This is a genomic window from Rhizobium lentis (assembly GCF_017352135.1).
GTDB lineage: Bacteria > Pseudomonadota > Alphaproteobacteria > Rhizobiales > Rhizobiaceae > Rhizobium > Rhizobium lentis.
The window spans coordinates 156,094-169,467 of record NZ_CP071458.1 but is presented as its reverse complement, the minus strand read 5'-3'; the positions used below and the strand labels follow the sequence as shown (position 1 = coordinate 169,467).

At 55.1% G+C, this 13,374-nt stretch carries 12 protein-coding genes and 1 pseudogene; 11 read left to right on the top strand and 2 right to left on the bottom strand.

What is annotated here, in order from left to right; all coding sequences use genetic code 11:
- Positions 1-9 precede the first annotated feature (9 nt).
- The 8 genes from J0663_RS30630 to J0663_RS30595 all read left to right on the top strand — a co-directional run bounded on the left by J0663_RS30630 (position 10) and on the right by J0663_RS30595 (position 8,082).
- The gene (locus J0663_RS30630) at positions 10-1,146 is read left to right on the top strand and encodes an electron transfer flavoprotein subunit alpha/FixB family protein (RefSeq protein ID WP_207246255.1); all 1,137 of its coding nucleotides are present in this window, start codon (positions 10-12) and stop codon (positions 1,144-1,146) included.
- Positions 1,133-2,440 (top strand): FAD-dependent oxidoreductase, encoded by a 1,308-nt coding sequence (locus tag J0663_RS30625; protein ID WP_207246254.1) that lies wholly within the window; start codon positions 1,133-1,135, stop codon positions 2,438-2,440. Before J0663_RS30630 ends, J0663_RS30625 begins: the two co-directional genes overlap by 14 nt.
- 12 nt (positions 2,441-2,452) lie before the next feature.
- Positions 2,453-2,749, top strand: a complete 297-nt coding sequence (locus J0663_RS30620) for a ferredoxin family protein (RefSeq protein ID WP_027667869.1) — start codon at positions 2,453-2,455, stop codon at positions 2,747-2,749.
- A gap of 195 nt (positions 2,750-2,944) precedes the next feature.
- Positions 2,945-4,504: a nif-specific transcriptional activator NifA gene (gene nifA, locus J0663_RS30615; protein WP_168325745.1), complete on the top strand. Its 1,560-nt coding sequence runs from the start codon at positions 2,945-2,947 to the stop codon at positions 4,502-4,504.
- 214 nt (positions 4,505-4,718) lie between these two features.
- Complete coding sequence (gene nifB, locus J0663_RS30610; RefSeq protein WP_207246253.1) at positions 4,719-6,212, top strand: nitrogenase cofactor biosynthesis protein NifB; 1,494 nt, start codon at positions 4,719-4,721, stop codon at positions 6,210-6,212.
- A gap of 15 nt (positions 6,213-6,227) precedes the next feature.
- A complete protein-coding gene (locus J0663_RS30605; RefSeq protein ID WP_018484288.1) occupies positions 6,228-6,422 on the top strand; it encodes a 4Fe-4S dicluster domain-containing protein in 195 nt (64 codons plus the stop codon).
- 267 nt (positions 6,423-6,689) lie between these two features.
- Positions 6,690-6,896: a putative nitrogen fixation protein NifT gene (nifT, locus tag J0663_RS30600; RefSeq protein ID WP_017958633.1), complete on the top strand. Its 207-nt coding sequence runs from the start codon at positions 6,690-6,692 to the stop codon at positions 6,894-6,896.
- Positions 6,897-7,032: 136 nt separating this feature from the next.
- Positions 7,033-8,082, top strand: coding sequence for a class I SAM-dependent methyltransferase (locus J0663_RS30595; protein ID WP_207246325.1), 1,050 nt, complete (start codon positions 7,033-7,035; stop codon positions 8,080-8,082).
- Between the two features lie 119 nt (positions 8,083-8,201).
- On the opposite strand, the pseudogene J0663_RS30590 reads toward J0663_RS30595, so the two are convergent.
- A pseudogene (locus tag J0663_RS30590) lies at positions 8,202-8,453 on the bottom strand (DUF982 domain-containing protein).
- Between the two features lie 486 nt (positions 8,454-8,939).
- Here J0663_RS30590 and J0663_RS31545 point away from each other — a divergent pair.
- The 3 genes from J0663_RS31545 to J0663_RS30575 all read left to right on the top strand — a co-directional run bounded on the left by J0663_RS31545 (position 8,940) and on the right by J0663_RS30575 (position 11,987).
- Positions 8,940-9,137 carry a helix-turn-helix domain-containing protein gene (locus tag J0663_RS31545; protein ID WP_077988149.1) on the top strand — a complete coding sequence of 66 codons (198 nt, stop codon included), beginning with the start codon at positions 8,940-8,942 and terminating at the stop codon, positions 9,135-9,137.
- A gap of 309 nt (positions 9,138-9,446) precedes the next feature.
- Positions 9,447-10,550 carry a pyridoxal phosphate-dependent aminotransferase gene (locus J0663_RS30580; RefSeq protein ID WP_138396826.1) on the top strand — a complete coding sequence of 368 codons (1,104 nt, stop codon included), beginning with the start codon at positions 9,447-9,449 and terminating at the stop codon, positions 10,548-10,550.
- 408 nt (positions 10,551-10,958) lie between these two features.
- Positions 10,959-11,987 (top strand): LLM class flavin-dependent oxidoreductase, encoded by a 1,029-nt coding sequence (locus J0663_RS30575; RefSeq protein ID WP_105009920.1) that lies wholly within the window; start codon positions 10,959-10,961, stop codon positions 11,985-11,987.
- A gap of 605 nt (positions 11,988-12,592) precedes the next feature.
- On the opposite strand, the gene J0663_RS30570 is transcribed toward J0663_RS30575, so the two are convergent.
- Entirely contained in the window at positions 12,593-13,372 is a 780-nt protein-coding gene (locus tag J0663_RS30570; RefSeq protein WP_138396797.1) for an ABC transporter permease, read from the bottom strand.
- Positions 13,373-13,374 lie beyond the last annotated feature (2 nt).

The window sequence follows — 13,374 nt, the reverse complement described above, 5'->3', positions numbered from 1 at the left end:
GAGTAGATTTTGGTCGCTAGAAAAAATGAAACGCCGGCAAACGCGGTCGGCCGCGCCAGCTCAGGGAAAAAGCTGCTTAAGTGTTTCGAAGATCACCGGCACGTCTGGGTCTTCATGGAACTTGAGCGCGGCAAGGTTCATCCCGTATCGATTGAACTCCTCGGCGAAGGCCGCAGGCTAGCTGACAAACTGGGTGTCCAACTTGCCGGGGTAATCCTCGGTTCGTCTGAAGGCGTGGGGACCAAGCCGGCCATTGAAGAGGCCTTCGCTTACGGAGCTGATATCGCCTATCTGGTAGAGTCGCCGCTCCTCGCCAACTATCGAAACGAACCCTTCACCAAGGCTTTGACGGATCTGGTCACTACTCACAAACCAGAAATTCTCCTTCTTGGCGCGACCACGCTCGGCCGCGACCTCGCCGGTGCTGTAGCAACGACCTTACAAACGGGGCTTACGGCTGATTGCACCGAGCTGGATGTTGATGGAGACGGTTCACTCGCAGCGACGCGGCCAACTTTCGGCGGGTCCTTGTTGTGCACGATCTACACGCTGAACAGCCGGCCGCAAATGGCAACGGTGCGGTCCAGGGTCATGGCGACGCCGCAACGTGCGGATAAGCCAATTGGGCGCGTTATCCAGCACGAACTCACAATGGTCGAGGAAGCGATCGTCACCAAAGTCCTCGCATTCCTCTGCAACGATGGTTCTGAGCAATCCAATCTGGCCAACTCCGACATCGTGGTTGGGGGCGGACTCGGCCTCGGCGCTGCAGGAAACCTGCAGCACTTGAGAAACCTTGCAACGACGATCGGCGGGGGAGTCGGGTGCTCGCGCCCACTGGTCCAAAAAGGCTGGATGCCTGCTGATCGACAAATTGGTCAGTCCGGCCATACCATTAGACCTAAGCTCTACATCGCGGCGGGAATATCTGGCGCGGTCCAGCATCGCGTTGGCGTCGAAGGAGCCGATCTGATTGTCGCTATCAACCTCGACCAGAAGGCTCCGATCTTTGACTTCGCCCACATCGGCGTTGTCGCTTGCGCGCTGGAGTTCTTGCCGGCGTTGACAGAAGCTTTCGCCAGGCGAATGCCACCGCACAACTCTATCAAGGGTATGGATCGAGGAAGGCTAGATGACCAAGAGTAAGTTCGACGCGATCGTCATTGGTGCCGGTATGTCCGGCAACGCCGCAGCGTATTCGATGGCTCGTCGCGGTCTAAAAGTGCTGCAACTGGAGCGCGGAGAACATTCGGGCTCTAAGAATGTTCAGGGGGCTATATTATATGCGAACATGTTGGAGGCGATTATCCCAAACTTCCGAGATGACGCTCCCCTGGAACGGCATCTGGTCGAGCAACGATTCTGGCTAATGGATGACTCGTCGCACACGGGCGTGCACTATCGCTCTGATGACTTTAATGAACTGAAGCCAAACCGGTATACGATCATCCGTGCCCAGTTTGACAAATGGTTCTCATCCAAGGTGCGCGAGGCGGGCGGCACAGTCCTTTGTGAAACGACAGCGACGAAACTTGCTCGAGATCGGAGCGGTAGTGTAATAGGCGTTTACACGGACCGAGAGGGCGGTGTGATCCTCGCGGACGTAGTCGTCCTCGCTGAGGGCGTGAACGGACTGCTTGGAACACGAGCCGGCTTGCGCGATATGCCGAAGCCAGAAAATGTGGCACTCGCTGTCAAGGAAATGCATTTTATGCCGGAAGAGGTCATCGCAGAGCGCTTCGGCCTCACCGGTGGCGAAGGCTGTGTGATCGAAGCCGGCGGCACGATTTCACGCGGAATGGCCGGACTGGGCTTCCTTTATACCAACAAGGAGTCGATCTCTGTGGGGATCGGCTGTCTCGTCTCCGGTTTAGCGGAAAGCATGGAAAATCCGTACCGCCTTCTTGACGCCTTCAAGCAACATCCATCCATCCGACCATTACTGGCGGGATCCGAGATCAAAGAATACGCCGCACATCTTATCCCTGAGGGAGGCTTCAAGGCAATCCCACAGCTCTTTGGCAACGGGTGGGTCGTCGTGGGCGACGCGGCGCAATTAAACAATGCCGTGCATAGGGAGGGATCAAACCTTGCGATGACATCAGGCCTCATGGCGGGTGAAGCGATCTTCCAGATAAAGAGCCGCGGCGGTCTCATGACGAAGCACAATCTCTCTCTCTATAAGGGTATGCTGGATAAGTCGTTCGTCATGAAAGACTTGATGAAACACAAAGATCTTCCAAGCCTCCTCCACACCGACAGTCACAATTTTCTCATGACGTATCCAACGCTTATATCTCAGGCGGCGCAAAATTTTGTGCGCGTCGACGGTGCACCTAAAATCAACAGGGAGAAGGCCACAGCTGCCTCCTTTATCAACGCACGATCCCGTTGGGGGTTGATTAGCGACGCGGTCCGCTCCGCCGTATCTTGGCGTTAAAAGGAAAATTCGATGAAGGCGACCACCATTGAGCGCATTGAGGATAAGCTGTACCAAAACCGATATCTCGTCGATACTGGACGCCCACACATTACGGTGCGGCCGCATCGGTCGCCAAGCCCAAGCCTGCTCGCCTTGACGCAAATCTGTCCGGCCAAATGCTACGAGGTGAACGATGTTGGTCAGGTGGCAATTGTTTCGGATGGCTGCTTGGAATGCGGCACATGCAGAGTGTTATGCGAAGCGAGTGGCGACATAAAGTGGAATTATCCCCGGGGCGGGTTCGGGGTCCTCTTCAAATTCGGATGAAGAGTTCCTACCTCCGGCGGGATAGCAGCGATCGATGCAGCTGCATTAGCGGCGGCGATTAAATGTGCATCCACTCAAACTTTCGAAAGGCTAATTTTTACGCCGTCGATAACACGTATTTTTAACTTAGGAATATGCGTTAGCATATTTCGCGTACCAGGGTAAAAAGCAGTGCACCCTCCCCTGTTTGTAGGCATGATTAAACCAGAGGCGCGGCTCCATATTCTCTACGACATCTCCAAAGAGCTTATCTCTTCTTTTCCTCTAGACAACTTGCTGAAGGCTGCCATGAACGCCCTCGTCGAGCATCTGCGATTGCGCGATGGCGGAATCGTGATTCACGGCTCGGGAGGAGAGCCTTGGATAAACGTACGGGCTCCCATTGGGGACGACGTTCGCTCACGTTCTCTGACGATTGAACAGGCGGACGCAATAGATCGTGTCATCGCTAGCGGTGAGAAGCACTTTGGGAAAAATTCTGTCGTTCTCCCCGTTAAAGTAAACCGGAAAGCAATCGGCGCATTGTGGATTGATTTCGCGCAGAAAAGCGGAGATCAGGACGAAACCCTTCTGGCAATGATTGCCGTCCTGATCGGCTTAACCTGCCAGCGCGATCGCGAATTGTGCAGCGATGGCGGCGCAGTCGCCGAGGAACAACAAGCAGGACAGATTCCGAAAATCAAACCGAAGCCTCATCCCACCCAACTCGATAAAATCGACTGGATCGTTGGGGAGAGCCCCGCGATCAAGAGGGTATTAGCTACCACCAATATCGTGGCCGCGACGAACTCCGCGGTGCTCTTGAGAGGAGAGAGCGGCACTGGCAAGGAATGCTTTGCTAGAGCAATACACGCATTATCGATACGGAAAAGCAAGGCGTTTATTAAGTTGAATTGCGCTGCGCTGTCGGAAACCGTTCTGGAATCCGAATTGTTTGGCCATGAGAAGGGCGCTTTCACTGGCGCTCTCCTTCAACGAGCTGGACGTTTCGAACTGGCCAATGGCGGAACGCTGTTGCTTGATGAAATTGGCGATGTATCACCACAATTCCAGGCGAAGTTATTGCGCGTGTTACAGGAAGGCGAATTCGAACGTCTCGGCGGAACGAAGACATTGAAAGTAGACGTTCGAGTTATATGCGCCACCAACAAAAACCTTGAAGTGGCCGTCCTTCGAGGGGAGTTCAGAGCCGACCTCTATTACCGGATCAATGTGGTGCCGATCATTTTGCCGCCACTTCGGCAGCGCGACGGAGACATTTCGCTTCTAGCGCAAGTGTTCCTCGAGCAATTCAACAAGGCAAATGATCGAAATTGCGACTTCGCCCCGTCGGCCATAGACATTTTGTCGAAATGCGCCTTCCCCGGCAATGTTCGCGAGCTGGACAACTGCGTTCAAAGGACCGCCACTCTCGCCAGTTCAAATACCATCACTTCATCGGATTTTGCCTGTCAGCAAGACCAGTGTTCTTCGGCGCTCCTCTGGAAAGACGCCCGCGACGGCACTGGCAACGGCCCGGTGCATAGTCTCAACCCGCGAGATACAATGTTAGGCGGACTGGGGGCCAACGTAGGTACTCCCAGCGGTGCCGCAGCCACAATCGAGGCAGCGGGTCTCACTGAGCGTGATCGGCTGATCAATGCAATGGTGAAGGCTGGCTGGGTACAGGCCAAAGCGGCTCGTATCCTGGGTAAGACGCCGCGGCAGGTCGGCTATGCGCTACGCCGGCATCGTATCGATGTGAAGAAAGACTAAGCGGAGAACGATATGAAGAATGTCGTAAGCTTTGGTTGAGTCGGCCTAACGACTTCGGGCGCGATCCTGTCTTGATTTCTACAAAACATCTCCGGCAGCAAGCGGGAAAAGAGGGCGGTAAAGGCGACATAAGCGCTGAAACAACAATGTCGCGTCGACCGGAATCTCTCTTGCTTTTGGAGCTGTAACCATTCCTCACCAGTGGAACAGTGCAATGTCGGAACCGGAGATAAAGGTCGGGACGACCACCAGTGCCCCCTTCGACCGGGCGCCGATGGCTCCCGCTATGCACGGCGGCCGCGCATCTTCGTCCTATGACCTTTCGGTGACGGATGACATAGATGCGCGGATCTGGGAGAGAATCAAAGATCATCCCTGCTTTTCAGAGCAAGCCCATCACTATTTCGCTCGCATGCATGTCGCGGTCGCACCTGCGTGCAACATCCAGTGCAACTACTGCAATCGCAAATATGATTGCACCAACGAAAGCCGTCCCGGGGTCGCATCAGTAAAGCTAACTCCCGACCAGGCACTACGCAAGGTGCTTGCCGTCGCCAGCAAAGTGCCGGAGCTTTCCGTAATCGGCGTTGCCGGACCGGGCGACGCTTGTTACGACTGGAGGAAGACCGTAGCGACGTTTGAAGGAGTTGCGAGAGAAATACCTGACATCAAACTATGCATCTCCACCAATGGATTGGCGCTTCCGGATCATGTCGATGAGCTAGCTGACATGAATATCGATCACGTGACGATCACCATCAACATGGTGGATCCGGTAGTCGGGGCGAAGATCTATCCGTGGATACTCCACGGGCATCGTCGATACACTGGCATAGAAGCTGCCAGGATCCTTCACGAGCGCCAAATGTTGGGTTTGGAATTGCTGACCAAGCGCGGCATCCTCACCAAAATCAATTCGGTTATGATTCCAGGCGTCAATGACACGCACCTCGTCGAAGTTAACCGATGGATCAGAGACCGCGGCGCATTCATGCACAATGTGGTGCCCCTGATTTCCAAGCCTTCGCATGGTACTTATTACGGTCTTACGGGTCAGCGTTGCCCGGAGCCGTTCGAACTGAAGGCACTTCAAGATTGTCTCGATGGCAACGTCAAGCTTATGCGTCACTGCCAACAATGCCGGGCCGACGCCATCGGTTTGTTGGGCGATGATCGCGAGCGAGAGTTTGCCCTCGACCAGATCTCCACCAAAGTTGAATTCGACACCAGCAAGCGCGAGGCCTATCGCAAGCTGGTCCAGCACGAGCGAGGGGATCAACTGGCAGCAAAATTGGACGCGAACAAAGCAGTCAAGTCACTGAGTTCTTCGGGAACCCTTGCTGTTGCCGTGGCGACTAAAGGTGGCGGCCGGATCAACGAACATTTCGGTCAGGCAAGAGAATTCCAAGTGTATGCAGTCTCACGAAAGGGGATCAACTTGGTGGGACACCGCAAGGTCGAGCAGTATTGCCTCGGTGGTTTAGGCGAGAAGGCCACTCTCGATCACACTATCGTTGCACTCGACGGCATCGACATTCTGCTTTCTTCCAAAATCGGCGATTGCCCAAAGAAGCGGCTGGCAGAAACTGGCGTGCGAGCCAGTGACGCATTTTCCTATGATTACATCGAGACTGCGATTGGCGCGCTATACGCCGCCGAGTTTGGCGGCAAACCGGCGATGCCGACGGCTTTAGGCCCCTCTAATTGAATCAGGAGCTAAAACATGGCCTTCAAGATCATTATATCCCAATGCACCCAGTGCGGCGCTTGCGAATTTGAATGTCCCTCAGATGCGATCAGTTTCAAAGGTGAGGGATATGTTGTGGATTCAAAAAAATGTACCGAGTGCAGGGGTGAGTTCGACACGCAACAATGCGCTTCGGTGTGTCCGATGCCGAAGACCTGCGTCCCTGCCTGATCGTCACCAGACTAAAGCGCAAAGAATGGGACGAGTGGCCAGTGGTCTCCTAGGCGAATATGAGGTTAAAAATTCACGTACCACCAATATCCCATCCAGTGAGCGATGCGCGCAACCTGAGTAGCCGACGTGGGCCCCGGAACGGATGCCGTCCAAGACAGAGCCATAACGGAGGTGTCGGCCTGGTCATATGTCGTACCAAAATAATAGGCTTTGATAACGCTCGACTTTCGATCTTCAAAGCCGCCGTAGCGAGAAGGGACATGCATGAGAGTGACAATCAGCAGAACTGACGTCGGCTTATCGGTCTATATTCACAAGAAAGACCTTGAGGAACCGATCATCTCGGTTGAGCACAAAAACCTATGGGGCGGCTTCATTTTGCTGAAAAATGGATGGCGGATAGCCCTCCCCGACCTATCGCAGAACAGGCGCCTGCCCGTTACTGTCGACGCGAGGAGGCTATCCAGTTAGCGTGTGCGCGGGTCGATAGATGAGCGTCGATTCCAAGTGCAAGCGGGCATACACCCCAAATAGAGGGCATCGAGTTCCCGATCCCTTGAAGGCGGCCATCGGCAAGAGGCCGCCCGTAAATAAGGAGGAGTCCGACATGACCCAACTCAACGACACAACGCTTGAGAAGCTCGTGGACCGCATCTTTGGCGACCTTGGCGGTGCATTCAGCGTGCCGCTGGTGCGGATCGGCGATGACCTCGGCCTCTACAAGACGCTGAAGGAGATCGGACCCGCGACGGCCGAGGAGGTTGCCGTGGCCGCTAGATGCGCGCCTCGCTATGTGCGCGAGTGGCTGGCAGCGCAGGCGGCTTCGGGCTATGTGCATTACGAGAATGGCCAGTTCTCGCTCACGCCGGAGCAGGCCTATGTGTTTGCTGAACCCGACAGCCCGTTCAACCTGATTGGCGCGTTCGATACCGCTGCCGCGATGGTCGGAAATCAGCCGAAGGTGCAGTCTGCCTTCAAGACCGGTGAAGGCGTTGCCTGGGGCGACCAGGCTGGCTGCATGTTCTGCGCTGTAGCGCGGCTGTTCCGCCCTGGTTACGTCAATGCGCTGGTCCAGGAGTGGCTGCCGGCGCTCGATGGCGTGATCGCCAAGTTAAAATGGGGTGCAACGGTGGCCGACGTCGGTTGCGGGCACGGGGTATCGACGGTGCTGATGGCGCAGGCCTTTCCCAATTCCTGGTTTGTGGGCTACGACTTCCATATGGGCTCGATCGCGGCTGCGAAAGCGCACGCTGAGGCGCACGGGTTGACGAACGTGCAGTTCGAGGTGGGCCGAGCGGAAGATTTCGACGGCCGGGATTTCGACTTGATCACCTGCTTCGACTGCCTGCACGACATGGGCGACCCGAAAGCCGCGGCGTCTCATATCAGAAAGGCGCTGAAGGACGGCGGCACGTGGATGGTCGTCGAGCCGATCGCGGGAGATACGTTGGAGGAGAACATCAATCCGGTCGGGCGCCTCTACTACTCGGCGTCGACGATGATCTGCGTTCCCACCTCGCTTGCGCAGGAGACAGGGCTGGCGCTAGGCGCGCAGGCAGGCGAACGGCGGCTGACCGAGGTGATCCGGTCCGGCGGCTTCACCCATATCAGGCGCGCGGCCCAGAGCTCGCTCAACATGGTGCTCGAAGCAACCTGATGGCAAGGAGTGGCGCGTCCGTGTCCGGCCAGCTGGGGCGGGCGCTCCGCGCAGACGTGACGTCGAAAGCGGGTAGCCTTTGAGATTCGGACTATCCTGGGGCTCGAGGGCAGATCCGGTCATCGCGCTCTAACTCCCTGCCGGACGAGAGAGAGCTGCGATACCCGCCTCATCGGCCACATGCAGAAGCGCTTACCGGAGTTGTTCCGGGGCAGTCTTACCGCTCAATGCGTCGACGCAAGCTTTGACGGCAGCCACATATTCCTCGCCGTCATAGCGTCGTTGATCAAGAGACGCGCCGCGTTGCCCAGCGTTCACACGATCTTGCGAGATGCCGGGCCTTGCAACGCAAACCCGCATTCTTTGTCCAGCGTGCCTTGGACCCAGCGTGCTTCGTCGTTGACTGTATCGCCTCTATCCTGCGCCATTTTAGCCGAGTGGCTTTCTGACGGGACCGTAGCGGTATTCGAGAGGCAATTGAAAGTGAGGCGAGACACCGTCCGAAGATGGCTCGCTCAGTTGTTGGTAATGATTTACGAACGCCCGCTTACGATGGTTTTCATGTCTGGCTGCCAATGCCTCGATTTAATGCCGAAACATTGTGCAAGGGGGCTTTGGCCTCAGGCGTGATCGTTATTCCTCCCGCGCAACGGTTGTTGATCCTATGATCATAAACGCCGGTGATCGCTTATGTCTGGGAAGCGTCGTGGTCCGATTTATCGTCAGCTATAGCAACGATATCGAAAATCCCTGAACAATCTCAATGAAAGCCGTTCTGAAGTGTCGATAGCCTACTGAGATTCTGTTCAGGGTCATCGCTTATCGGCTAGACTGGTAACACGACGACTGAAAAGATCATGGATTTCGACATTGCCAATCTGCTCGATTCAGACGAGGCAATGGAAGCCGGCGATTCAAAATTTATCGCCTCAGCCCTCGGCGTTCTTGCCGCGCGAGGCGCACCTGACAGCCGTTGTCGTATCCTTAGAAAGAACCCGTATGACGCGGAATTAGTTGTCGCCAAGGATTATGTCGAAATCGATGTCATCGATTAGATGAGCCACGCCAATTGTATCGTAACGCTGGCCGGGTAAGTTTCGAGAAGGCCATTTCGATCGACTTCCTATCGCGCTGCCATTTTCGAAACATGTGCTCGCGGACAGTCGGCAACGTCCCTGCTCTCCTGTCCCTTCCCGCACAGCCTGCCAGTCAATTGATAGCGTGGATGGATGCCATGCATAGAAATGATTTTACCAACCGTATGAAAATCCAATAAAAAAGTCGCGAGCCGATATGGAATGGACGAACAGGAGTATTTGTACCGGCACAATGTGATCGCCCCAGCGAATGAAACGGAGAAAAACATGTCGGATGCAAAATTGCAGAGCGTGCTTTCGGCTCTTGCGGAAGTGCCCAGACAGCTGAACGCTCTGCCTTCCAGTAAGGCGCCGGATGCTGGTTGCATCAAGCTAAACACGAATGAAAATCCATTTGCGTTGCCGGCAGTTGTCATGCAGAGCGCTATTGCTGCCCTCGAACGGCAGTATCTGTATCCGGAAAATGACAACATCAGTCTGAGGGAAGCAGCCGCCCTTACCTATGACCTCTCCAGAGATCAGGTGATCGCCGGGAACGGATCATCTGAACTTCTCGGGCTTATCTACAGGGCATTCCTTGCTCCGGGTGACACTGTCGCGATGGTGTCGCCGGGGTTTTCATTCAACCGCAAACTGGCCTTTTTGCAAGGAGCTGATTTTCTGGAAATTGGGTGGGGGGAAATTCACTCATTGCTGTCAAAGCAATTACTCCTCGGACCAGCAAAAGATGCCAAGTTCATTCTGTTGGCTAATCCGAACAACCCAACCGGAACATTTATTCCGATTGCTGACATCGAACTCCTTGTGGCACAATCGGATCGGTTGATTGTTTTGGATGAAGCCTATGTCGACTTTGCACCTGACGATGCTCTACGTCTGGTTAAGCGTCATGCGAACCTCCTGCTCTTAAGAACATTTTCGAAGAGCTATGCTGCTGCGGGCATTCGAGTTGGGCTCGGATTCGGTCATCCTGAGGTCATCGGCAGACTGCGAAACATACAGAACGTCTTCAACATGAACGTGATTGGCCATGCTGTTGGCGTCAGCATCCTTTCGAATCGGTCCGCCTACGACGAGAACCACAAGCAAATTAAGTATGAGAGACAGCGAGTGAGCGCAGCGCTCTCGCAATTTGGTTTCACCGTAACTCCCTCGCATGCAAACTTCCTGCTGGCCCGTGTGCCAGCAGGAAGAGATAGCGTCTGGTGGCAAGCCTCCCTGGAGCGGAAAAAGATACTCATTGCTGTCTTCCCCGATAGAGGACTGGAATATTCCATCCGCGTTAGCATCGGTACAAAAGCGCAGATGGATGCATTTCTTGCGGCGGTCAGCGATATTATGGGAGCTGAGGATCTCGAAGGCCGGCCTTAAAGCAACGCTGCCTCTGCTCTATGCGTTGCATAAACATGATATGGCGGGCAACGGGAGGCCGCTGCTCGATACTATCCGCCCGGTTTGGACCGGCCATCAAAGTCAAATCAGGAACCATCTTCACAAAAGGCGCGCGTCGGCACGACCTGCAAAGCGTCGACGACGCCACCGGGTCGGCATTCTCTAGGTCTTGGTGATGTAGAGCGGGCCGACGCCTGACGGTGGACTTTCGGCAACAGCAAAATCACAGATGGCTGCGGGCAATTTCGAGATCTCAATGATCTGCCCTCGCAGACGCAAAGCTCAGAGGTAAGTTCGCCCTGAGCATGAGATCATGTCCGCTCAGCAATCCAAGTCTTAAATTTGGATCGGTGCCTGAAGGATGTGCATGAACGTTGGAGATACGGAATGAGAAACGCCTTTCCTGCAAAGCTAAGCTTCGGCATCTTTGATCATTTGGACGAGGATGGTCGCGACCTCGCACAACAATATGCAAATCGCCTTACGCTAGCAGAGACCTGCGATCGGCTCGGTTTTTATGCGTATCATCTCGCAGAGCACCATTGTACTCCGCATGGCAGAGGCCCATCGCCGAATTTGTTCTTATCGAGCGTGGCACAGCGCACTCGTCATCTTCGCGTCGGCCCCATGGTCATGCTGCTAAGCCTGTGTCATCCGCTACGCGCGTTTGAAGAGATCTGTATGCTTGACCAGTTGAGCGGTGGTAGGCTCGAGTTGGGCATAGGCCGCGGATCACTCCCAATCGAATTGGGTTACTTTGGAATTGATGCGGACGCGGTGCCGGAGCGTTACGTCGAAGCCAGTGAAATCCTTGTCAAGGCAATGAAGGGCGGTACGCTATCCTACCAAGGCGATCACTTTGAGCTAAACAACGTACCATTGACGCTGAAGCCTTATCAGCGTCCGCATCCGCCCATTTGGATCGCCACCAACCGGCCCGAGTCTGCAGCTTGGGCCGCCGCAAATGGCGCGAATATCGCGTGCCTAGGACCCGCGTCTGTTGTTCGCAAAATTACTGATGCCTTCCATTCCCATCGAGAGGACTACGATGGCACGGACGACCAAGCCTCATTTCTCGGATTGCTCCGAATGGTGGTGGTCGGACGTTCTGCCGCGCATGCCTATTCACTCGCGGCACCTGCTTACGAACGATGGGTTAAGAGCTTCAAATTTCTATACGATATCAATGCGATCCCAGTTCCGTCAAACCTGCCGCTGACCTTGGATGCCGCAATTGAGAGTGAATTGTGCGTAGTAGGAACGGCAGCCTCTGTGCGACGGTCTCTTCTTGATCAGTTGGAAGAGGCAGGCGCCAACTATCTTCTGTGTCAACTCGCGTTTGGAGATCTGCCATTGGACGCTTCAATATACACTGCTATGACCATTCAGTCCGACATTATGGATCGGGTTGGTTGACTTCGGCAACCACTTGGCGCGCCGCCTGACCTTTCCCCGTGGACTCCGCAACTAACACCAGTTATCCCATGCCGCCTCCACGACACCAATTGAATCAAGGAGTCGGCCCGAAGGAGCCCCGGCCGACCTTGCTCCAAAGTTTTTTTGGAGTTCCCTCCAACAGTTTTGTGACGATCAGATTAAGGCTGGTTTAGGGGAATTGCCAGGCTGTCTGTTGCTTTCTCTAGCCGAAAACGTGGCGGTTCCGGCCTAGTTTCTGTGGGTCATGCCATCGAGGATTGTGTCGTCCCTAGAAACCGCAAGATCGCGTACAGACCAACGGCTATCGCCGACCCTGATTGATCAGCTGACGGGGCTCGACAGCACGGTCGTCATCGGCGGCATCGCTGGGCTCACGCAGACCATGCTGGCCGAGGCCGGAAAAATGGTCGTTTGACCTTGGCATTAGGCCGCGCAATCGTAGTGAGGTGCTGACGGTGGCAGCCGTAGCAAATTGGTGAGGCGGCATCACGCCGCTGGTGCCGGGGGTCGTCGCTGCCCCAATATGGTTAGCGATGATGGCCGCGGAGACGCGATGTGCCCTTTTACTTGCTAAGCAGCATTCTTCACCGCATCAGTCGCCGCCGAAGCAATGCGGTAGACAAGAAGAATGGTACGACTATGTAGATGCAGAGAACGCCGATGTGCAGGCAGACATTGGTGATTGATTGGCCCAGCATCGTCGGGCGGATAACATCTACCGCATGTGCCAAGGGCAAGAACGCCGCAAGCTGCTGGAATGCTACAGGCAATTGGTCGATGGGAAAGACTGCGCCTGATAAGAACAACATCGGTGTGATGACAAGCGTTTGATAAAATATGAAATAATCGTAGCTGGGCGCGAGGGCCGTGACCACCATACCGAGGCTCGCAAAGGCAAAGCCAGTAAGGGCAATGACCGGAAGAGCATAGAGAAGAGACAGCCAGTGAGTGTATCCCAACATGGCGGCGACGATACCAATGCCGGTGCCTGCGAGCGACGCCTTAGTTGCCGCCCACGCCATTTCCCCAACGACGATATCCCCTAGCCTGAGCTGTGTGTACAACATTGCTTCCCAGGTGCGCTGGCCCTGCATTCGGCCAAAGGCCGCATAGATAGTCTCGAAAGTTGCAGCAGTCATCGCGCTTGTCGCGATCATTCCAGCCGCCAAAAATGCGGTGTACGATACGCCGTCAACGTGCCCTACCATCACTCCCAATCCAGCGCCGAGCCCGAATAGGTATATTATGGGATCGGCTAGATTTCCGAGAATGGATGCCAGCGCCGCTTTTTTCCAAGCCAGATAGTTTCTGCGCCAAACTGCGAGCCAGTTCAAACCGCCAGCGGGTAATGTTGCTACGCTCATCG

What these genes read in the sequence shown, in the direction of transcription:
- J0663_RS30605 (WP_018484288.1), top strand. Translation starts at nt 6,228, where the DNA reads ATGGCCTTCAAGATCATTATATCCCAATGCACCCAGTGCGGCGCTTGC.
- nifT (WP_017958633.1), top strand. Translation starts at nt 6,690, where the DNA reads ATGAGAGTGACAATCAGCAGAACTGACGTCGGCTTATCGGTCTATATT.
- J0663_RS30625 (WP_207246254.1), top strand. Translation starts at nt 1,133, where the DNA reads ATGACCAAGAGTAAGTTCGACGCGATCGTCATTGGTGCCGGTATGTCC.
- J0663_RS30595 (WP_207246325.1), top strand. Translation starts at nt 7,033, where the DNA reads ATGACCCAACTCAACGACACAACGCTTGAGAAGCTCGTGGACCGCATC.
- nifA (WP_168325745.1), top strand. Translation starts at nt 2,945, where the DNA reads ATGATTAAACCAGAGGCGCGGCTCCATATTCTCTACGACATCTCCAAA.
- J0663_RS30570 (WP_138396797.1), bottom strand. Translation starts at nt 13,372, where the DNA reads ATGAGCGTAGCAACATTACCCGCTGGCGGTTTGAACTGGCTCGCAGTT.
- J0663_RS30620 (WP_027667869.1), top strand. Translation starts at nt 2,453, where the DNA reads ATGAAGGCGACCACCATTGAGCGCATTGAGGATAAGCTGTACCAAAAC.
- J0663_RS30580 (WP_138396826.1), top strand. Translation starts at nt 9,447, where the DNA reads ATGTCGGATGCAAAATTGCAGAGCGTGCTTTCGGCTCTTGCGGAAGTG.
- J0663_RS31545 (WP_077988149.1), top strand. Translation starts at nt 8,940, where the DNA reads ATGGATTTCGACATTGCCAATCTGCTCGATTCAGACGAGGCAATGGAA.
- J0663_RS30575 (WP_105009920.1), top strand. Translation starts at nt 10,959, where the DNA reads ATGAGAAACGCCTTTCCTGCAAAGCTAAGCTTCGGCATCTTTGATCAT.
- nifB (WP_207246253.1), top strand. Translation starts at nt 4,719, where the DNA reads ATGTCGGAACCGGAGATAAAGGTCGGGACGACCACCAGTGCCCCCTTC.